We start from the raw sequence: 19891 nt of genomic DNA, 5'->3' as shown, positions 1-19891 counted from the left end.
CTATGAATTGGGACGTCTATTCATCGGATTTATAGGTTGATCACATCAATGTGGCCTGCATAGAAGCACCAAATTGAATGATATTTCAATATCAATGACTTTCAGTGTTGAGGTTGACTAACACTCAAGATTAACGCGTTTAGTATAGATATTGTCACGTTCAATCATTATAGTGTGCCGAGATTTCGCAATTTATTGTAAAGAGACCATGTTCCAAGACAACCCATTACTGGCCCAGCTCAAGCAGCAGATTCAAGAAACACTTCCAAAAAAGGAAGGCACGATTAAAGCGACCGACCGTGGCTTTGGCTTCCTAGAAGTGGACAACAAAACCAGCTTCTTCATTCCGCCACCATACATGAAAAAATGTATGCATGGTGACAGAGTGAGTGCGATCATCCGCACTGAAAAAGAGAAAGAAGTGGCCGAGCCACAGGAGTTGCTGGAACAAGGTATCGAACGTTTCATCGGTCGCGTAAAACTGTTCAAAGGTAAGCTCAACGTTGTGCCAGATCACCCACAACTGAAAAAGCTGTCACTGAAGGCCAAAACTCGTAAAGGTCTTAAACAAGATGAGTTTGCCGAGGGCGACTGGGTTGTTGCGCACTTGATTCGTCACCCACTCAAGGGCGACAACGATTTCTTTGTTGAGATCTCAGAAAAAATCACTGATGCCAATGACAAAATTGCGCCATGGTGGGTAACACTGGCACAAAACGATCTTCCAAAGACTGAGCCTGCGGGCATTGAACATTGGGAAATCAAAGACGATGCGGATCTTGAGCGCATCGATATGACAGCAGTGCCTTTCGTGACTATCGACGGCGAATCAACCAAAGATATGGACGATGCCCTGTACGCGAAGAAAACTGCCAACGGTGACTTTGAACTCACGATTGCAATTGCAGATCCAACCGCTTACATCACGCCAGATGACGAGATGGATAAGGTAGCACGCGAGCGCGGCTATACCATCTACCTACCAGGCCGCAACATCCCTATGTTGCCACGCGACCTCGCTGATGAGCTTTGCTCTTTGATTGAAGGTGAACTTCGTCCAGCGCTTTGCTGTAGCGTGACTGTATCGAAAGACGGTGTGATTGGCGAAGATATCCAGTTCTTCGCTGCGAACATTCAATCGCATGCTCGTTTGGCCTATGACCACGTTTCTGATTGGCTAGAAACAGGCTCAAGTGATAAATGGTCACCAAGCGAAGAGATTGCACAGGTTGTACGTGACCTTTATGACTTTTCACTTGCACGTGCTGATTGGCGTGAGAAAAATGCGGTTGTTTTCCCCGACCGTCCAGACTACCGCTTTGAACTTAGCGAAGATAATGATGTTGTGGCTATTCATGCCGACATGCGCCGCAGCGCAAATCGTCTCGTTGAAGAAGCGATGATCACTGCGAATATCTGTGCTGGTAAGACGCTGCAAAACCACTTTAACGCTGGCGTATTCAACACTCATGCTGGCATCAAAACTGAAAAGCTTGAAGATGTGGTTAAGCTCGTTAACCCAGAACAAGCCCTGCCATTTACCGTAGAGTCTATTGCCACGCTAGAGGGCTTTGCAGAACTTCGTCGCTGGTTAGCAGGACAAGAGACTTCGTACTTAGATAACCGTATCCGCAAGATGCAAGCGTACAGCGAAGTGGGCAACGCGCCGCTTCCTCACTATGCGATGGGTCTTGATGTCTATGCGACTTGGACATCGCCGATTCGTAAATATGGCGACATGATTAACCACCGCATGTTGAAAGCGCATATCCTCAACAAAGAGCCAGTGCAGCGCCCTGATGAAACCGTAGGTGAAGAGCTAGCACTACACCGCAAGCATCACAATATTGCAGAACGCACGGTGGGTGATTGGCTCTATGCTCGTACACTCACTGAAGAGCCAACCAAGCAAACGGTATTCACAGCGGAGATCTTCGATATCAATCGCGCAGGCATGCGAGTGCGTCTCCTTGAAAACGGCGCAGGTGCCTTTATTCCTGGCTCCGTTGTCATGGATAACAAAGAACGTTTGGCTTGTGACAGTGAGCAAGGGCTACTGTCTATCGACAAAGAGGTGGTATACCGCCTTGGTGACCAGCTTAAAGTGACTCTGATTGAAGTGAATCAAGAGAATCGTAGCTTGGTGGCAAAACCTGCTGAAGTATTTGCTGACAAGCCAGCACCAGAAGCAACTGCTTCATAGATATCTCGCGAACATGCACCTTTCAAAGCCGGACATTCAAGTCTGGCTTTTTTTGTGGGCTCGAGTCGGTTGTTCGTTAGCTTTTGCACCAAGAGTGAACTTGGATGCAAAGATTGCTTTACACTCCTGTGGGACATCAATCTCTGTGCCTGAATAGACAATGAAAGCGCGATCACTATCCTATGAACAAACGGATTTGGAAACACTCAAAATGGATACTGAACATTCTTTAACGGAAAACCTCTTTGCTTTAGTGCTAGGCTGCGCGCTGGTGTCACTTGGCGTACACTTCTTTAATCAGGTTGGACTCTTAACCGGTGGCACTGCCGGATTGGCGCTGTTTATCACGAAAGTCTCTGACTTCACCTTTGGTCAAATATTCTTTGCCATCAACCTGCCCTTTTACTGGCTATCCATTACTCGAATGGGTTGGCGCTTTACGCTTAATACTTTTATTGCCGTCTCTCTAGTTTCATTCATGGTAGACAACCTACACCACGTATTAGACTTTGCCGTGGTGAATGAGATCTATGGTGCGGCGATTGGCGGCGGTTTAATTGGTGTCGGGATGCTGGTGATATTCCGCCATAAAATGAGCTTAGGTGGCTTCAATATTTTAGCGCTATTTCTGCAAGAGCGTTTCAACATTCGAGCAGGCAAGGTTCAAATGGCACTCGATTGTACTATCGTCGCCATGTCGTTTTTCATCATGAATCTATGGGTCATTGGTTTGTCCATCGGCGCAGCCATCATTACTAATCTCATCATAGCGATGAACCACAAACCGGGTAGATATCAGCCGTAGCACTCACAAAGACGTGCAATCATAGTGACCAAGGATAATGCTTACCAAAAGTAGTCCTTGGGGTCTTTCTCGACTTCTCGAATCAAGGCAGTGAGATCGCTACTGCTTGATAGATAGGGGTATAAAATCCACTTAAGTAGCTCTTGAGTAGATTGCTCATTGGGAACGCGCAACTCCCACAAACGCGTGTCATGGTTCCAGGTGATACGCGCAACACCAACAGAGTAGTCACTGTATTTTGAATCCAGCAAGTAGTGTTTCTTAATGAACTCGACACCATCTGGAATCGTTTCAAAACAAGACACACCTAAGTCTACAGGCAAGTTCCGGTTGCGGTTATGACAGGCCGAGCTTGCCCGCGTCTCTACTTGCCTCTGTAACAAGTTCACCAAACTCATATCGACTCCCTGCGATAACTTCTTTGACCATCCACCCTCTGGCGATGATTAATCTTTATCCAATTTTAGACTACGTAGTGACTATTGATATAACTTTCATCAAGTCCTGCAAACTAGCTTGCCACGTCTTCCTGAACAACGTTAAGGTCTAGGTCAATAAATGCCTCAAATTCAGACAGCTATCGTTTCTAGTTCACAAAAATGTCATAAGAAAGAAATATAGTAACCAACGCTTCCCTTATATGGATAAACAACGGAGTTAATTATGTTTCGAGTCTTAATGACTTTGATGCTATCAACCGGCTTGCTCGCAAGCCATACCATGGCAAATGAAGTAAACGTGTCGGGTTCTACTTCCGTTTCACGCATCATGGATGTGCTCGCTGAAGACTACAACCAAACCCACCCTGAATCCTATATAGCCGTACAAGGAATTGGCTCAACTGCAGGCTTAACCCTGGTGCAAAAAGGCGTGATTGATGTAGCGATGACTTCACGTTACCTCACTGAGAGAGAGCAAAGCGAAAACTATACTGTTGCTCAACTCGCATTTGATGGTTTGACCGTCGTGGTTAACCCAGCAAACCCAGTCGATGACCTCACCCGTGAACAACTGTACAAAATTTACAAGGGTCAAATTACCAACTGGAAAGAGCTAGGTGGACAAGACCAAACGATTGCGGTCGTCACTCGTGAAGCATCATCAGGCACACGCTATAGCTTTGAAAGCCTTATTGGTCTGACTAAAGTGATTAATGACCGCTCGGTTTCTGACATCAATCCAAACAATCTGGTGGTGAACAGCAACAGCATGGTTAAGACGTTAGTTAATCACAACAAGCAGGCGATCGGTTTTATTTCAACAGGCTCTGTTGACCGTTCAGTCAAAGCAGTGACGTTTGAAGGCGTGGTTGGTGACAATGACACCATTGCCAAAGGACAGTACGCTTTATCGCGTCCATTTTTGTTGGTTTACAACCCAGAAAAGCTGACCAATGATGCTAAGGCATTTCTTAAGTTTCTGACAAGCAACCAAGCACAAGTGCTGATCGAGGAGTATGGCTATACACCGCTCCCATCCGAGAAGTAAGGCTTCGTTCTAAAAAGCACAACGCCGAGCAAATGCTCGGCGTTGTTGTATCTGAATGGCGGCTGTTTAAAAGTGCAACTGGATAACCGAAGTCACTACCGCACCAGGGCGTCGTACCCCTTCGATTTGCACTTTGATTTCACGCTCAATCTCCAAACCTTTTTTGATTGGCGTAACTTTGGTCAAGGTACTCACCGCTCGAACTTGATTGCCCGATTTTACTGGGTATGGGAAGCGAACCGAGTTCAGCCCAATATTCACCACCATTTTTGCGGTGGGGAACAGGTTGCTTTCTGGGTCAACCGAATCGGTAAGACGAGGTAAAAGTGCGAGCGTCAGAAAGCCGTGTGCAATTGTCGTCTTAAATGGAGACTCTTGCTCTGCTCGCTCTGGATCGGTATGGATCCACTGTTCGTCCTCTGTCACTACACCAAATTGATTGATTCGTTGCTGATCAACCATAATCCAGTCACCCGTATGCATCACTTCACCAAGCTGTGCTTGTAGCTCATGATACAACTGTTCAGCTTCTGGCTTCATCTCGATAGCAGGAGCTGCAGGCTTAACCTCAACGGATTCTGTTTGTTCCTGTTCAGTTCTCTTTTCTATTGGCTCAATGGATGGCTCATTGACCACCTGATCATTCACCTCCTTCAACCAAGTAAAGAAGGCGCGATTATTTGCCTTGTGACGGATTCCTTGCCAATATTCACGAACACTCGGAGAAACCTTTTGCATCAGCTCCTCTTGGTATTTAGAGACCGCTTCACTGCGATGTTTAAAGATGTCTACAACTTTCATAAAAACCTCGAAAAAATCCATGCCAGAAAACTGGACAGACCACAATTTTACTCAGTTAACCGCCAGGTGCAAAAGGTTTGTTGCGAACACGTGTAAACCGAACGCCAATTAACCTTTAATTTTCAATGACTTACCAATAAAACACTATTTTATTGGTATACGCTAAACACCGACACCGGTAAGTATAGTCGTTTTCACTTGCTTGATATAAAGCCAAAGAATAGTTTCAAAGTATGAAAAGCCTTGAATTTGCTTAAAATTCCGGCTATTAAGTGCCGTATTCCAGTAAAAAACTGCGCGAAGGCACACTATGATCACGAAATGGGCACAACGCTTTTATCAGATGGCAGAGCTGGTCGGCTCTTGGAGTAAAGACCCGTCCACACAGGTTGGCGCTGTCATCACCAAAAATAACCGTATCGTATCGGTCGGCTTCAATGGTTACCCGCATGGTATCTCAGATAGTGCTGATACTGACGATCGAGACATGAAATACCTTAAAACGCTCCATGCAGAAGAGAACGCGATTCTTTTTGCCAAACGCGACTTAGACAGCTGTGAAATTTGGGTGACTCACTTCCCTTGCCCGAATTGTGCAGCGAAGATCATTCAGACAGGTATTTCCGCTGTACACTGCCCAGAACAGAGTGAAGATTTCCTCTCACGCTGGGGAGACAAAATCAAAGTTAGCCAAGATATGTTCTTGCAAGCAGGCGTTAAAGTGAACTGGTTACCTATCGACCAGTTATCACCTAAAGACTAACGTTAAGCCAAGTCTAGAATTCGATATTAGCCTAAGCTCTCGCTTGGGCTTTTTTACCCCTCAAATAGTCATACTTCCTCGCCGACACATTCACTCACGCAATAACTGTCATCTTTGTTTCATCTAACTCTGTTCTAATTCCTCAGATATTAAGATAAATCCGTTTGAACGGATGTAATGATGTATACGGAGTCACCGTTGGCGAATACAACTCTTAGCGAACAGACACTAAGCAACCTCCAATCTGTTGAGTATCAATGGGTGCGTACCATGTATGTTGAGGGGTATAACGAAACTGAAATTAACCACTATATTCAGACTTGCTTTGGGGGAGATGACCTGTTTGCAGACCTATTCAGGCGTGTCGCACTCAATCAAGAGAGTCTCTATATTCTGTTGCAGCACCTAGGCTGTGCACCATCAAACAAGGAGATGTAAGTCTCCTTTTTTTGTGCACTTTTCTTAGCTTGCAATAAAAACCACTTACCTTATCGCAATGCAACCTATCTACTTTTTACTAAGTAAAAACATCATCTTACAATCAAAAGCGCATTAGACTGCTGTTTGAAACAGGCATAAAAAAAGCCCGAATGTTCATCGGGCTTTCGTTACAAATTTACTGTCGTAGCACGCATATAGTAAGGAATACTTCGACAGCCAGCTATGCGTAACACCAAACTGTTGCATTTGACTAACATGTCGGCGGCCAAACCAAAGTTTCTTCTCATCCCTATTCCACATAAGCCGAGAAGAGTCAGTCAAAACAACTGGGCGACCTTGCGGTCGCCCTTATCGTTATTATCCTTTAACACCGCCGGCGGTTAGACCACCAACCAGCCAACGCTGTGCAAGTAAGAATACGATAGTAATCGGGAATGCTGACAATACTGCCGCCGCCGCAAAATCACCCCATAGGTAGTTTTGTGGGTGCAGGTACTGCTGCATACCAACTGCTAGTGTGTACGAGTTTACATCAGAAAGTAGTAGTGATGCTACCGGTACTTCACCCACCACCATGATGAACGACAGGATGAATACAACCGCTAGTATTGGCACTGACAGTGGCAGTAGAACCAAACGGAATGCTTGCCATGGTGTCGCGCCATCTAGTGCTGCCGCTTCTTCAAGCGAGCCATCAATCGTTTCGAAGTAACCTTTGATTGTCCATACGTGCAGTGCAATACCACCCAAGTAAGCGAAGATTAGACCACCGTGTGTGTTCAAACCTAGGAATGGGATGTATTGACCTAGCTTGTCAAACAATGCGTACAGTGCAACCAGAGCCAGTACCGCTGGGAACATTTGGAAGATCATCATCGCTTTTAGGATTGTATTCTTGCCTTTGAACTTCATACGAGCAAACGCGTACGCAGAAGTGGTAGACAGACATACAATCAGGATAGATGAAATACCCGCAACTTTGATCGAGTTCCATAACCAAGTTAGTACTGGGAATGGAGGCGGTACGATGGTGCCGTCTGCTTTCTCAACCGAGAAGCCCAGAGCTAATTTCCAGTGCTCCAATGATGGATTATCTGGGATTAGGCTACCCGTTGCGAAGTTACCCTCACGGAACGAGATAGCGATAATCATCAGTAGTGGGAAGATAATCAGCGATAGGAATGCCCACATTGCAATGTGAGTAGCCCAAACGCGGTATTTAAGTGATTTACCTTGAACCATTGCCATTTTGAGCCTCCTTAGTCCTGAGCTACTTTAGTTACGCGTAGGTTAAGCAACGCTAGAGCACCTACAAGTAGGAAGATAAGCGTAGCGATTGCACTTGCTAGACCGAAGTCTTGACCACCAGAACCCTCGAATGCGATACGGTACGTGTAGTTTACAAGTAGGTCAGTGTAGCCAGCAGGTTCCGACGTACCAATCATGTTTGGACCGCCACCTGTTAGAAGCTGAATTAGTACGAAGTTGTTGAAGTTAAACGCGAAACTTGCAATTAGCAGCGGAGTTAGCGGTTTAATCATCAATGGCAACGTAATGGTCGTAAAGTTCGAGATGAAGTTCGAGCCATCGATAGCCGATGCTTCATATAGGTCATCAGGAATCGCTTTTAGTAGACCCATACATAGAATCATCATGTAAGGGAAACCTAGCCACGTGTTCACGATAACAATCATCAGTTTGGCCATGAACGGGTCAGAGAACCAAGCTGGGCTAATACCGAAGATGTTCTCAAGCACCATGTTCACTTCACCAAAGCTTTGGTTGAAGAGACCTTTAAAGATTAGAATCGAGATAAAGGCGGGTACAGCGTATGGAAGAATCAGAAGTACGCGGTAGATTGCGCGACCTTTTAGCGCTTCCCACTGCACAACGCTTGCCAAGACAAGACCGATGATCATAGTCAAAGCAACACTTAACGCAGAGAAGAGCATTGTCCAGATAAAGATGCTGATGAAAGGTTGCTTGATACCATCGTCTTTCCACACACGCTCAAAGTTGTGTGTACCGATACCAACGATAAAGCCAGGTGCCACTGTGTTACCAATGAACTCACCGTTTTCGTCGACTGGTTGGAAGAAACCAAGTTCCATGTTTGGACGTAATAAATCGCCAGTACGGTTATCAAGTAGACTCTCACCGTCTGCTTGAACTGTGTATAGAGGTTCAACCGCAGCAAACTTACGCAAGCCACTCATGCGGACCGCGTCACCTGATGGGAAAATTAGGTCGATACCAGACAGCTTCGAACGCAGTGCAATGATATCTTTAATCGCTGCTTTTTCACCTTGCTCTGCCGATACAGGCGTTAGGTCAAAGTCTTGGTCAGCCAATTCAGATTCTGTAAAGACTGGAGAAGCGAGCAGCTCACCGTCTTTGTTAATAACGATCTGATGGCCATCATCAACGTGGTAAAGGTTAAACGAATAACTGTCACCACTTTGAAATGTTCTGTCGAGAAGTACGCTTTGCGCACGCTCAAAAGAGAGTTGGTTCTTTGCACTGTAGTTAGTGAAGGCAAGACCAACGGTGTAAGCAAGAGGGAATAGGATGAAAAGAATCATCCCCGCAATACCAGGGTAAATGTAGCGGTGTGCGTATGTTTTCTTACTACCAAACACGTAAAGGGCAAGCGCCGTTAAGATAACGGTCAGCAGTGCAAAAGCCAACTCACCACGCGAGTACATTAGAATCGTCGCGTAACCATTAACCAGACCAACGGAACCGAGTAATGCCCACTTAATAAAGACAGTTTTACTTGACGGCATGCTCGTTGCTGGAGATGTCATAGCATCTGTACTTTGAACTGACTGCATAGAGAAACCTGCTAGCGAAATAAAATAAAAAATAGAGAAAATGAAGGAGGGGTTACCCCCTCCTTAAAAAGGTAGAACTTACTTAGTCATTTGTGCTTCTGCATCTGCAAGTGCTGCATCTACAGATTGACGACCATCAACAACGTTGATGATTGCGCTCTTAGCGCTGCCCCAGAATGCGTTCATCTGAGGGATGTTTGGCATGATTTCACCGTTCATTGCGTTGTCCATTGTCGCAGCGATACGTGCATCTGCGTCAAGTTCACGTTGGAACGAGTTAAGAGCAACCGCACCTAGTGGCTTGTCGTCGTTAACCATGCGTAGACCATCGTTAGTTAGTAGGTAGTTCTCTAGGAACTCAACCGCTAGGTCTTTGTTAGGAGACGCAGTGCTGATACCCGCTGTTAGAACGCCAACGAATGGCTTAGAAGCTTGACCTTGGAACTTAGGAAGCGTAGTTACGCCGTAGTTAACACCAGCAGTTTCGATGTTACCCCAAGACCATGGGCCGTTGATTGTCATTGCTACGTTACCTTGGCTGAATTCAGCTTCAGATACTGAGTAGTCCATATCTGGAGAGATTACGCCTTTGTCTACAAGACCTTTAACGAAGTTCATAGAGTCTTTAACGCCTTGGTTTGCGATACCTGCGTCTTTAACATCGTAGCCAGCTGAAGTGTATTTGAATGCGTAACCGCCGTCAGCTGCCATTAGTGGCCATGTGAAGTACGGTTCTTTTAGGTTCCACATGATCGCTTTCTTGCCATCTTTTTGAAGTTCTTTGTCTAGAGCTTCAACTTCTTCCCAGTTCTTAGGTGGGTTTGGCACTAGGTCTTTGTTGTAGATTAGAGATAGAGATTCTACTGCTACTGGGTAACCGATGAATTTACCATCGAACGTTACTGCATCCCATGCGAAGTCAACGATGCCTTCTTTGATTTCTTTAGAAGGTTTGATTTCAGCTAGAAGACCTGCTTCAGCGTAACCACCAAAACGGTCGTGCGCCCAGAACACGATATCAGGACCATCACCAGTCGCTGCTACTTGTGGGAAACGGTTTTCTAGACCATCAGGGTGAGCAACAGAGACTTTAATACCAGTTTCTGCTTCAAACTTCTTACCAACTTCTGCTAGACCGTTGTAACCTTTGTCACCGTTGATCCAGATAGTAAGTTGTCCTTCTTCGATAGCAGCATTTGCGCCAAACGAGCCAAGAGCAACAAGAGTACTTAGTGCTACTGTGCTTAGGGCATTTTTCATGTTCATATCCTTTTTATACTTGTGTTGTAGGGCTCGACCACAGAGAGGTTTCGCCTAATCCTCAGCTATAATCTGGCAAAATGACAATAACCTCATCATCCTAGTTTCTACGCCCTTTGTAGTATGGCGTAAATCCGTGATCCACATCCTTAGACGTTGGCGACGGCGATCACAAAACTGCAATCAAATGTGATCGGATTCACCTGTATGGCAACAATTTTTTTGAACTCGATCTCTCTACGCCACCTCATCCCCCTCCTTGCTCATCCCCTCCTACTCCCCCTACAAAAAGTTTACCTAGGAGGATGTGACTCTTGACAGAAATCGGGAAACTACAGCTATCCAAGAGTGGATGGTAAGAACCCTTTCCAGTTGCTTGTAACTGGCTTGCATTGCCGAGTTAGTTTGCTGTTATAGCAAAGACGTTCGTGGTAATAGTTGTTACTTACGGGGGAGACGTCTTCGCTATACGGGGGAGGCAAACTAGCCCTTTGGCTTTGGTGGGTGATGGAACACAGGACTTCCCATATGTGTTCATCACCCTTTTTCTTTAAGTTCTTACGAAAAATTATACCCAAGTAACTTCATATCTATGGATACCTTAGTACAATCCAATATAGTGAAATGTAGAAAGGCGCACACTTTTCGAGGTTACTTAGGTATAACACCTTACTAAAATTCCTACTTTTACTGCCTGGTTGCTAAAACAGTTAAAGCAGTAACTATGATAAAAATATTGATCGAGGACGAGCTAAGATGGCGAGTGTCACGTTAAAAAACGTATGTAAAGCGTACGGCGACGTACTGATTTCTAAGAATGTTGACTTAGACATTAAAGAAGGCGAGTTTGTCGTCTTCGTTGGCCCATCAGGTTGTGGTAAATCAACGCTATTGCGTTGTATTGCAGGTCTTGAAGACATCACTTCAGGTGACCTATACATCGGCGAAGAGCGCATGAACGATGTTGAGCCATCAAAACGTGGTGTCGGCATGGTATTCCAATCCTACGCTCTATACCCTCACCTAAACCTTTACGACAACATGTCTTTTGGTCTAAAGCTTGCGAAAGCAGACAAAGCTGAAATCGATAAGCGTGTTGAGCATGCCGCTGAAATTCTACAACTTAGTCATCTACTTGAGCGTCAACCTAAGGCACTTTCAGGTGGTCAGCGTCAACGTGTTGCTATCGGTCGTACTCTGGTTTCTCAACCGAATCTTTTCTTACTCGATGAGCCTCTATCAAACCTTGATGCGGCGCTGCGTGTACAGATGCGTTCTGAAATCACGAAGCTTCAGCGTAAGCTTGGCTGTACGATGATTTACGTAACGCACGATCAGGTTGAAGCAATGACAATGGCTGACAAGATCGTCGTTCTTGACGGTGGTTACGTTTCGCAAGTTGGTCGTCCTCTAGAGCTTTACCACTACCCGCAAAACCGCTTCGTTGCTGGTTTCATCGGCTCTCCAAAAATGAACTTCATGAGTGTATTCATTGAAGAAGCTGAAAAAGAGCGCGTGAAAGTTCAACTTTCTAACGGCACTTCTTTCTGGATTCCTGTTGACGGTACGACTGTGACTCGCGGTGAGCGTATGTCTATGGGTGTTCGCCCAGAGCACTTGCTAAAAGCAGGTGAAGGCGATGCAACGATCGAAGGCGCAGTGATGATTGTAGAGAAGCTAGGTAACGAAACTCAAGCTTATCTAAACCTAAAAGGCTCTGATTCAGATGTTATCTTCCGCCAGCCAGACACTCTAGAAGTTGAAGTAGGCGATTCATTGAGCATCGGTATTCCTGCACACCGCTGTCACCTATTCCATAGCGATGGCCGTGCATGTCGCCGCCTTTACAAAGAGCGTGGCGTAAACTTTGAAGAGCTAGAAGTCGCTTAATCAAAGTTCAATAAATAGACAAACGACCAGCAAAAGCTGGTCGTTTTTGTTTCTAGGCTGCGGGGTTGATTAAAGCTGATATGACGTTTCAAGCGTGTAGTCATTGCCATCCTTGGCAGTAAACTCTTTATCTTCACTGCGCGCCGCAGGTTTGCCTTTACGATCACTCTTAATCAAACTAATCCAGTGGCGCATACCTACTTCACACGGTTGATTTTGTTGCGATAGGGTCGAGCAGCACTCTATTTGAATATCGTCAATACGGGTGAGCTCTACGCAACCTGTTCCACGATGGCATCCCATCATCACTTCAACATGGCTACCTTGCCCGTCACGCAACAATATTGAACACGGCGTCTCTTTCTCACCGTTATAGGCCACAAAGTGCTTTGGATGACGTAAACCTGAATGTGTGCCATCTTTGAAGTAAGCAACCAAGTGGCGATAATCAATCATATAAGCCGTCACGTCTTGATGTGAGCCAGACTCTAAAGGAAACAGCTCATCTAAGATTTGTTTACTCTGGCAGCTTTTTTGGTCTGTTGCTTCTGCAGCGAGCGTTTCGACCGCGACAACAGCTTCAGCGATAAATGGCTTTTTCTTGTTCTCAAATGTTGTTGTATTCATCGTTAGCATATTCATGGTCATTCCCTCACACAGCACTCGTCATTTTGTTGTACAGCGAATATTTCAAACACACGTTTAAGTTTCGGTTAAATTTGTGATGTCGCTTACTTGGTAGATTAGCCGAAAACTAACTACAATTTCACAACAAAAATTTTACAATGTGAATTTTACAAAATGAGCCTGTCAAAAAGTTTAGTCCGCCAGTCCCACTTTCTTGGGACCAAAATACGCAACCTTCGTAAGCGCAATCACCTTACGATGGAAGATTTGTCTGCTCGCTGCATACGTATCGACCCCGACTATGCCCCCTCTGTGTCTTATCTTTCCATGATAGAAAGAGGTAAACGAGTCCCTAGCGTGGATATGCTATCGGTGATTGCCCAAGTTTTTCAAAAAGACCCCGCCTGGTTCCTAGATGATGAGCCAGAACAAGAGGCAATAACCCCAGACAAAGGGCGTAGAGGGGGGATTAGTGGCATGGCTCTAGAGCCTAGCTTTCTGTTTTCTAATGACATTTTACAGATAGCCATCCCTGAAATGCTCTCTCAGGCAGGAATTACAGGTCGCCAGTTTGCTCATTTGTTGATTCGCGCCCATCAAGAAAGCAATCAAAACCATTTCCCTGACCTTGAGAGAGCCGCGGAAGAGGTCGGTTTAAAGCGACTCAACATGAGCGTTGAAGATTTAATCGATATTGCAAAATCGTTGGGAGTCACTATCCGATGGATACAGCGTACTCCCCAAGACGTGGTGGATGAGCTAGGGGTGAGCAGTAAACAGGTAATTAGCTCCTTCTTTGAGCCACCGAGTACGATATACCTTAATGAGGTCCTAAAGGACTACCCAACCCGATTGAAGTACGATTTAAGTGTCTATATCGGTCATTGCGTTCTACATAACCGAGACAGCCTAAAAAACGTTCTTCTCGTAGGCAGCGCGAACACATGGGAGGACAACATCCATCAGAGCGCTCACGTCGAGTTGAACTCACAAGATATCCTTCAAGCATGGCGCGATTTTGAGTCGAGTTTCTTCGCTGGAGCACTTTTGTGTCCGAAAGTACCCTACAGACAACTCCTTGATCGTAATGGGTATGAAATCAGTGTTCATCAAAAAGCCGGCGTTTCTCCCTCTGTTGCAATGCGTCGGATGACCGTGGTCTCTCCCTACCCCCACTGGCACTACTTCGACGCTTACGGGCAGAACAAGCTAAAAGCGGTATATAGAGGAAATGGTATTCCGCTTCCGTGGGGAAATATGCGTCAGGTTAACGACCCCTGTCAGCATTGGGCGGTCTTCAGACGCTTATCCGAACCCCAGTCTGGCAGTTCGGCTCAAATCTCTATTTTACATGTTGGTGATGAACCACGGATCTATTGCTGTGAGTCTGCAAACATGATGGATTTAGCAGGCAATAATCGGGTGCTTTGTGCCGGAATAGACCTTAATCCTGCTATAGAAGCACAAGGGGGCGATGCTGTGAGTATGGCAGAGCAGTTGAAAAAAGTGTGTGTCCAATCTGGAGGCAGCGCCCAGATTCCTTTGACAATCCGTAAAGACCTCACCACTATCGCAAAGATACTCAACATCAATTGGATTGAACGTGGTTTGAATGGCCCAGCTCGCGTTATTTGTGCGCGCGGTGCCGCATGTCCACGAGAACCAAGTTGTTATGGGGACCCAATATCAGTGGTAGAAAAGCCGTGATAGCGAATTTTAGGCAAAAAAAAAGCCAATCACAAAGTAAGAGTGATTGGCGCTATATTTTTTGTGAACAATAAAGGTTCACTAACAACGTCAGTTGGCTAGGTGACCCTCGGCTTAATAAGGGTCACTGTCATTAATGCATTCTGTGTGCCAACTTTTAAAAACGGTCGAAAACACCTTTTTTGGTGACTATTCGACCACTTTAAGACCAACTCTGTGCATAAGTGAACCTCACAAATTGCACGCATTTGCTTAATGCAAATATTTTCGATTGCATTTTGCAACAAAATTCACTTTCGCAATACCTAAGATGCAACCAATAACCTATCAATATGAGTTTTGACAATCTACTTACAAGGCTCAATCCGGTGATGCTATATTTGATCAACGGAAGCAACGTTTTGCTCGGTCATATTTTGTCCTTGTTTCCGGTATCCCTAACCGAAGCAAATAGGGTTCAATATAAAAAGGAAATTTCAATGCCTCTGCAAACGGCCACATTGACTCAGTTTGCGACTCGCACAAACTGGTTTCTCTCAATCCTACTCTCTACCTTACTTACCACACCCTTAGTGCTCGCAGACAGCGGCCTTAGTGAGGCAGATACTGCTGAGTTAATCAAACTGACTTACGAAACTCGCCTAGATGAACTGCCGCAATTTAAAAAGGGGCATTATGGTCTTCGCCTTTACCGCCAAACTCATGACCCAAGATACATTTCAGCGATCGAGAGTGACTTAACTAGGATTGCTACTCGACTAAACCTGTTCGCCAATACTATCGACACTGACGAGGAAATTGCCCAATACTCACTCAAACGGTTGCTCGGCTATTTAGATGATTACGATGAAAGAAGTCGCAGACGCTATCACGCAACACAGTGGACACCAGAGTATCTTTATCTTGGGGTTGACCTACTTGGGTCAATGGCAAGAGCAAACGAGTATGGACTTAAGCACAAGCAGGACGAAAAGCTAAGGAAAATCCTCAAACAATACGACTTTCGCTTTTTCGTCACGGATCGCGACATGATTGAAGCCTGGGCGGCGCAGTTGGCAAACCAAGTCTATTGGCTCAAACAACTTGGCGAAGAAGACTACACACAACTGTTTGTGCAACGCTTTAAAGAGGTCTATCCCGACAACAAAGACCAAGAACTGACGAAACAGCAGTTCATGAACAAACTCTACGGTATGACACACATCATTTTGGCTGATTCGGAGTATTATCAACGCCCAGTGGAAGAATCTGACCATCAATGGATATTTGACTATTTTCGCGACAACCAGGATCAAATCCTAAGCGCCACCAAAGAAGATGTGATTGCCGAAGTGGGCATCTGCTTTTTGCTTGCTGGTCTCGAAGAAGACCCTTTCGTTGCACAAGCAAGAGAAGCAATCAGGCAATCCGTCGACCTTCAGCAGGGAATGGTGCCCTCCGAAACAGGCAGTTTTGATTTCGCTTATGGAGAACACCGTAATGTACTAGCAATAATGCTGCTAGACTGGCAACCACCGAGGGTCGGGCCGACGATCGACCATCACCCAGAGGTATTTATCAATCTTCCCAATGGTCTGGTTGCAAAATAATGGTCAAATAGAGTGTAAGCCGATCTAGTTTCACCCAAGCATGTACATGACCCACAAGAAAAAGAGTCCGGCAACACTAATCCAGATGGCATAACGAATGTTTTCAGATTTGTGTTTTTTTGAACGAACGACAGACATGAGGGCGACTTCCTTTACAATGTCATCTTTGGCATGATTCGATTTTACTGTAAGGTCGTCGTCGAAAGATTGTGCCTGGGAGCGACTGTCATCTGCAGCATTGGCCACCCTAGTGAAGCGATGCCATTGTTCAAGGGTCATATCTCCACGATATTGATCTCGCACTGGCTTATTGCCTGTATGTCTTGGTACAACTGCCATAACACACCTCCACGCTTCCCTGACTACTTACTAATAGTTTAGTAAGTATATTAGTGTTCGTGGTGTGTTCACTTCACTCAATTGTTTCAATGTATTGCCGAAACAAATCAATTACAGACCAAGCATTGATAACACTGACGTTTGGGGATGAACTTCATATTCATGTAGTGGAGTGGACACCGGAGAGTATCCGATTCTATGTTGACGAGAAGCGACATCATGAATTCGACATCAATGTGGTTGACAAAGAACTCAATCCATTTCACAAACCACACTACCTAATTATGAACCTCGCGGTCGGCGGTGCATGGGCTGGAGAACCAGGCTAAGGCTCATTTCCAGCCACTTTCGCTATTGATTATGTACGCGTTTATCAAAAGCCATCTGAGTTGTAGGCGTTATAAATACTCACATAAATACGCTGTTGAAACTTCGACTTTAAGGTCAAACGAGGACTCAGCAGCCACTTCAAACGCTTCACCAGAGTTGAATGTGACCCACTCTTCATCGTTGAGGCGTTTGATGGTTAAAGCCCCCTTCACTACCGTCATACGTTCTGCCGCAACCGTACCAAAGGTATATTCACCCGGAGCCATCACACCAACACTGCTGTCCGCTCCTTGTTGAGAAAAACCTAGCGACTTTACGCCCCCGTCAAAATAGGTGTTTTCTTTAATCATCACTCTTTCCTTGTGTTTACTATCAAAATATTAAGATATTGCATAATTTCAGATGTTTAACGATTTGTAAACCAAGTTATAATCGAGAGAGATTCACAAAGAAAAAGAGCACGCATGTTAGAAGAAATCGTCACTGAAGCGACCGTTCTATTGGGGGATTGGCAACAGAGTGTCCTTGCCATCACTATCGGAAGTTTAATCATATGGGGGCTTTGGCGGGTTCTATACCAAAGACTTGAAACCATAACCCAGAGTACTCGATTTAGTTGGGATGACAGCCTACTCCTTGCTGCAAAGTCACCTGTCAGTTTGCTCATTTGGTTCTGGCCAGCAACGCTTTCAATGGGTGTGATTCTCGACTACTTCTCAGATACGCCTCATGAATGGTTAGCCACCATCAAACACATTTTGCTGATCCTTATCTTTATCTGGTTCTGTACTCGTTTGGTCGGCGAGGTTGAGCAACATACACTGAAGTCAGAAAAACATGATCCGTCCACGATTGAGGCTATCGGTAAAGTCGCTCGACTATTTTTCTTTGTTATCGGGCTACTCACCATCATCCAAAGCCTTGGAGTTAGCTTAACCGGTCTTCTCACCTTTGGTGGTGTCGGTGGTCTGGTTGTGGGTCTTGCAGCAAAAGATCTACTATCCAACTTCTTTGGCGGCATGATGATCTATTTCGATCGTCCGTTCAAAATCGGCGACTGGGTTCGCAGTCCAGATAGACAAATAGAAGGGACTGTCGAGCGCATTGGTTGGCGAATGACGGTAATCCGCACCTTTGACAAACGCCCACTCTACATTCCGAACTCGGTATTCAGTAATATCGTGGTTGAAAACCCATCACGTATGCATAATCGCCGTATCTCAGAAAACATCGGCGTTCGTTACCAAGATGCTGCGCAGCTTGAAAACATCGTCAACGCGGTGAAAGCCATGTTACAAAACCACCCTGAGATCGACACCACACAAACCCTAATCGTCAACTTTAATGGCTATGGCGCCTCATCACTTGATTTGATGGTGTATACCTTTACCAAGACCGTCAACTGGGTTTTCTTCCATGAGGTAAAGCAGGACGTGCTACTCAAAATTCTCAATATCATACATGAGCATGGCGCAGACATCGCTTACCCAACCCAAACACTCAATGTTATCAACGACCGACAAGAGTCACCCCATTAATAACGCAAAACGGCTTCCGTAGTGACACGGAAGCCGTTTCCAATCATCTTAAATAAATGACTTAAGCGTTGCGACGCGCTTCAACCGCTGCCGCTAACTGACGTAGTACTTTTTCTGTATCATCCCAACCAATGCACGCATCGGTAATCGACTGACCGTACGTTGGTGCGCAACCATCGACTAGGTCCTGGCGACCTTCGACAAGATGAGATTCAATCATCACACCGAAGATAGCTTGTTCACCACCTGCAATTTGACCACATACATCCTCAGCCACCAGCATTTGACGCTGATACTGCTTAGAGCTGTTCGCGTGGCTAAAATCAATCATGACTTTCTGTGGTAAGCCTGACGCCTCAAGCTCATTCTTGATCGTAGCAACATGCTCTGCGCTGTAGTTTGGCTCTTTGCCACCACGTAGGATCAGATGACAATCTTCGTTACCTGCTGTCTCAATGATCGCTGAATGACCGTATTTTGTCACTGACAAGAAGTGGTGAGAAGCACTCGCAGAGCGAATCGCATCTGATGCAATCTTAATGTTACCGTCTGTACCATTCTTAAAGCCAACAGGGCAAGAGATACCAGATGCAAGTTCACGGTGAACCTGAGACTCTGTTGTGCGCGCACCAATCGCGCCCCAACTGATCAAGTCACCCACATACTGTGGAGAGATCATATCTAGGAACTCACTCGCCGTTGGCATGCCCATGTCTGTCAACTCAAGCAGAAGTTTGCGTCCCATGCGCAGACCATCATTGATCTTAAACGTGTCATTGAGATACGGGTCATTGATCAAGCCTTTCCAGCCCACTGTGGTGCGTGGCTTTTCAAAATACACACGCATCACAACCTCAAGCTTGTCACCCAGTTCATCACGAAGCTCCTTTAAGCGCTTACCATACTCAAGCGCAGCTTCTGGATCGTGGATTGAACACGGACCAATAATCACCAACAAGCGATCGTCTTCACCTTTTAGCATGTTAGAGATACTTTGACGGCTATTGAACGTGGTTGCTGCGGAAACTTCCGTCGCAGGAAACTTCTCTAAAACAGCCACTGGTGGCAAAAGCTCTTTTACTTTGCTAATTCTTACATCATCGGTCTGGAACATCGCTTACCTCATCCTTAAATCTTTAAGCTTTTAAAAATTATACTCAGCTCAAATACTGAAACTTTTTTCAATTATGTTTTGATTTAGGGGTAAGTTAACCATTCAAAAAGCGAACTTCAATCACTTTTTTAAACAAAAGGCAATATTAAGGATATTTTTACA

General features: G+C 45.3%; 19 protein-coding genes. 10 read left to right on the top strand and 9 right to left on the bottom strand.

Annotated elements, in window-relative coordinates; translation table 11 throughout:
- The first annotated feature begins 208 nt into the window (after nucleotides 1-208).
- Both rnb and GT360_RS21115 read left to right on the top strand, forming a co-directional pair.
- A complete protein-coding gene (gene rnb, locus GT360_RS21120; RefSeq protein ID WP_164650925.1) occupies nucleotides 209-2203 on the top strand; it encodes an exoribonuclease II in 1995 nt (664 codons plus the stop codon).
- A 211-nt stretch (nucleotides 2204-2414) separates the two neighbouring features.
- Nucleotides 2415-3008 (top strand): DUF6198 family protein, encoded by a 594-nt coding sequence (locus tag GT360_RS21115; protein ID WP_164650923.1) that lies wholly within the window; start codon nucleotides 2415-2417, stop codon nucleotides 3006-3008.
- Between the two features lie 41 nt (nucleotides 3009-3049).
- Here GT360_RS21115 and GT360_RS21110 read toward each other — a convergent pair whose 3' ends face one another.
- The gene (locus tag GT360_RS21110) at nucleotides 3050-3406 is read right to left on the bottom strand and encodes a DUF3024 domain-containing protein (protein WP_164650921.1); all 357 of its coding nucleotides are present in this window, start codon (nucleotides 3404-3406) and stop codon (nucleotides 3050-3052) included.
- 265 nt (nucleotides 3407-3671) lie between these two features.
- On the opposite strand from GT360_RS21110, the gene GT360_RS21105 reads away from it, so the two are divergent.
- Nucleotides 3672-4496, top strand: coding sequence for a phosphate ABC transporter substrate-binding protein (locus GT360_RS21105; protein ID WP_164650919.1), 825 nt, complete (start codon nucleotides 3672-3674; stop codon nucleotides 4494-4496).
- A 66-nt stretch (nucleotides 4497-4562) separates the two neighbouring features.
- Here the strand turns inward: GT360_RS21105 and GT360_RS21100 are convergent, their stop codons facing one another.
- Entirely contained in the window at nucleotides 4563-5297 is a 735-nt protein-coding gene (locus tag GT360_RS21100) for a MaoC family dehydratase (protein WP_164650918.1), read from the bottom strand.
- Nucleotides 5298-5607: 310 nt separating this feature from the next.
- Between GT360_RS21100 and GT360_RS21095 the strand changes: the two genes are divergently transcribed.
- Both GT360_RS21095 and GT360_RS21090 read left to right on the top strand, forming a co-directional pair.
- Nucleotides 5608-6060, top strand: coding sequence for a dCMP deaminase family protein (locus GT360_RS21095; protein WP_164650917.1), 453 nt, complete (start codon nucleotides 5608-5610; stop codon nucleotides 6058-6060).
- A gap of 198 nt (nucleotides 6061-6258) precedes the next feature.
- On the top strand, nucleotides 6259-6498 hold the full coding sequence (locus GT360_RS21090) for a hypothetical protein (protein WP_394244464.1): 240 nt from the start codon (nucleotides 6259-6261) through the stop codon (nucleotides 6496-6498).
- Nucleotides 6499-6858: 360 nt separating this feature from the next.
- Here the strand turns inward: GT360_RS21090 and malG are convergent, their stop codons facing one another.
- The 3 genes from malG to malE all read right to left on the bottom strand — a co-directional run bounded on the left by malG (nucleotide 6859) and on the right by malE (nucleotide 10595).
- On the bottom strand, nucleotides 6859-7749 hold the full coding sequence (gene malG / locus GT360_RS21085) for a maltose ABC transporter permease MalG (RefSeq protein ID WP_164650915.1): 891 nt from the start codon (nucleotides 7747-7749) through the stop codon (nucleotides 6859-6861).
- A gap of 11 nt (nucleotides 7750-7760) precedes the next feature.
- The gene (malF, locus tag GT360_RS21080; protein ID WP_164650913.1) at nucleotides 7761-9335 is read right to left on the bottom strand and encodes a maltose ABC transporter permease MalF; all 1575 of its coding nucleotides are present in this window, start codon (nucleotides 9333-9335) and stop codon (nucleotides 7761-7763) included.
- Between the two features lie 78 nt (nucleotides 9336-9413).
- Nucleotides 9414-10595: a maltose/maltodextrin ABC transporter substrate-binding protein MalE gene (malE, locus tag GT360_RS21075; protein ID WP_164650911.1), complete on the bottom strand. Its 1182-nt coding sequence runs from the start codon at nucleotides 10593-10595 to the stop codon at nucleotides 9414-9416.
- Nucleotides 10596-11351: 756 nt separating this feature from the next.
- Between malE and malK the strand changes: the two genes are divergently transcribed.
- Complete coding sequence (gene malK, locus GT360_RS21070) at nucleotides 11352-12485, top strand: maltose/maltodextrin ABC transporter ATP-binding protein MalK (protein WP_164650909.1); 1134 nt, start codon at nucleotides 11352-11354, stop codon at nucleotides 12483-12485.
- 69 nt (nucleotides 12486-12554) lie between these two features.
- Here the strand turns inward: malK and GT360_RS21065 are convergent, their stop codons facing one another.
- On the bottom strand, nucleotides 12555-13127 hold the full coding sequence (locus tag GT360_RS21065; protein WP_164650908.1) for an aldolase/citrate lyase/malate synthase family protein: 573 nt from the start codon (nucleotides 13125-13127) through the stop codon (nucleotides 12555-12557).
- Nucleotides 13128-13286: 159 nt separating this feature from the next.
- On the opposite strand from GT360_RS21065, the gene GT360_RS21060 reads away from it, so the two are divergent.
- Both GT360_RS21060 and GT360_RS21055 read left to right on the top strand, forming a co-directional pair.
- Nucleotides 13287-14819: a DUF3612 domain-containing protein gene (locus GT360_RS21060; protein ID WP_164650906.1), complete on the top strand. Its 1533-nt coding sequence runs from the start codon at nucleotides 13287-13289 to the stop codon at nucleotides 14817-14819.
- A 479-nt stretch (nucleotides 14820-15298) separates the two neighbouring features.
- Entirely contained in the window at nucleotides 15299-16408 is a 1110-nt protein-coding gene (locus GT360_RS21055; protein ID WP_164650904.1) for a DUF3541 domain-containing protein, read from the top strand.
- 30 nt (nucleotides 16409-16438) lie between these two features.
- On the opposite strand, the gene GT360_RS21050 is transcribed toward GT360_RS21055, so the two are convergent.
- A complete protein-coding gene (locus GT360_RS21050; RefSeq protein WP_164650902.1) occupies nucleotides 16439-16747 on the bottom strand; it encodes a hypothetical protein in 309 nt (102 codons plus the stop codon).
- Nucleotides 16748-16872: 125 nt separating this feature from the next.
- Here GT360_RS21050 and GT360_RS21045 point away from each other — a divergent pair, with 125 nt between their 5' ends.
- Nucleotides 16873-17076 (top strand): glycoside hydrolase family 16 protein, encoded by a 204-nt coding sequence (locus GT360_RS21045; RefSeq protein WP_164650900.1) that lies wholly within the window; start codon nucleotides 16873-16875, stop codon nucleotides 17074-17076.
- Nucleotides 17077-17145: 69 nt separating this feature from the next.
- Here the strand turns inward: GT360_RS21045 and ppnP are convergent, their stop codons facing one another.
- Entirely contained in the window at nucleotides 17146-17427 is a 282-nt protein-coding gene (ppnP, locus tag GT360_RS21040; RefSeq protein WP_164650898.1) for a pyrimidine/purine nucleoside phosphorylase, read from the bottom strand.
- A gap of 114 nt (nucleotides 17428-17541) precedes the next feature.
- Between ppnP and GT360_RS21035 the strand changes: the two genes are divergently transcribed.
- Nucleotides 17542-18615, top strand: coding sequence for a mechanosensitive ion channel family protein (locus tag GT360_RS21035; protein ID WP_164650896.1), 1074 nt, complete (start codon nucleotides 17542-17544; stop codon nucleotides 18613-18615).
- Nucleotides 18616-18676: 61 nt separating this feature from the next.
- Here the strand turns inward: GT360_RS21035 and aroG are convergent, their stop codons facing one another.
- Entirely contained in the window at nucleotides 18677-19729 is a 1053-nt protein-coding gene (gene aroG, locus GT360_RS21030; RefSeq protein WP_164650894.1) for a 3-deoxy-7-phosphoheptulonate synthase AroG, read from the bottom strand.
- Between the last annotated feature and the right edge of the window lie 162 nt (nucleotides 19730-19891).

Origin of the sequence: Vibrio astriarenae, from assembly GCF_010587385.1 — a bacterium.
Classification (GTDB): Bacteria; Pseudomonadota; Gammaproteobacteria; order Enterobacterales; family Vibrionaceae; genus Vibrio; species Vibrio astriarenae.
Note: the sequence above shows the minus strand (reverse complement) of the source record. Positions and strands in the feature narration are given on the sequence as shown.

Bases quoted from the DNA above. Each gene is read 5' to 3' on its own strand.
- rnb (WP_164650925.1), top strand. From the start codon at position 209: ATGTTCCAAGACAACCCATTACTGGCCCAGCTCAAGCAGCAGATTCAA.
- GT360_RS21115 (WP_164650923.1), top strand. From the start codon at position 2,415: ATGGATACTGAACATTCTTTAACGGAAAACCTCTTTGCTTTAGTGCTA.
- GT360_RS21110 (WP_164650921.1), bottom strand. From the start codon at position 3,406: ATGAGTTTGGTGAACTTGTTACAGAGGCAAGTAGAGACGCGGGCAAGC.
- GT360_RS21105 (WP_164650919.1), top strand. From the start codon at position 3,672: ATGTTTCGAGTCTTAATGACTTTGATGCTATCAACCGGCTTGCTCGCA.
- GT360_RS21100 (WP_164650918.1), bottom strand. From the start codon at position 5,297: ATGAAAGTTGTAGACATCTTTAAACATCGCAGTGAAGCGGTCTCTAAA.
- GT360_RS21095 (WP_164650917.1), top strand. From the start codon at position 5,608: ATGATCACGAAATGGGCACAACGCTTTTATCAGATGGCAGAGCTGGTC.
- malG (WP_164650915.1), bottom strand. From the start codon at position 7,749: ATGGCAATGGTTCAAGGTAAATCACTTAAATACCGCGTTTGGGCTACT.
- malF (WP_164650913.1), bottom strand. From the start codon at position 9,335: ATGCAGTCAGTTCAAAGTACAGATGCTATGACATCTCCAGCAACGAGC.
- malE (WP_164650911.1), bottom strand. From the start codon at position 10,595: ATGAAAAATGCCCTAAGCACAGTAGCACTAAGTACTCTTGTTGCTCTT.
- malK (WP_164650909.1), top strand. From the start codon at position 11,352: ATGGCGAGTGTCACGTTAAAAAACGTATGTAAAGCGTACGGCGACGTA.
- GT360_RS21065 (WP_164650908.1), bottom strand. From the start codon at position 13,127: ATGAATATGCTAACGATGAATACAACAACATTTGAGAACAAGAAAAAG.
- GT360_RS21060 (WP_164650906.1), top strand. From the start codon at position 13,287: ATGAGCCTGTCAAAAAGTTTAGTCCGCCAGTCCCACTTTCTTGGGACC.
- GT360_RS21055 (WP_164650904.1), top strand. From the start codon at position 15,299: ATGCCTCTGCAAACGGCCACATTGACTCAGTTTGCGACTCGCACAAAC.
- GT360_RS21050 (WP_164650902.1), bottom strand. From the start codon at position 16,747: ATGGCAGTTGTACCAAGACATACAGGCAATAAGCCAGTGCGAGATCAA.
- ppnP (WP_164650898.1), bottom strand. From the start codon at position 17,427: ATGATTAAAGAAAACACCTATTTTGACGGGGGCGTAAAGTCGCTAGGT.
- GT360_RS21035 (WP_164650896.1), top strand. From the start codon at position 17,542: ATGTTAGAAGAAATCGTCACTGAAGCGACCGTTCTATTGGGGGATTGG.
- aroG (WP_164650894.1), bottom strand. From the start codon at position 19,729: ATGTTCCAGACCGATGATGTAAGAATTAGCAAAGTAAAAGAGCTTTTG.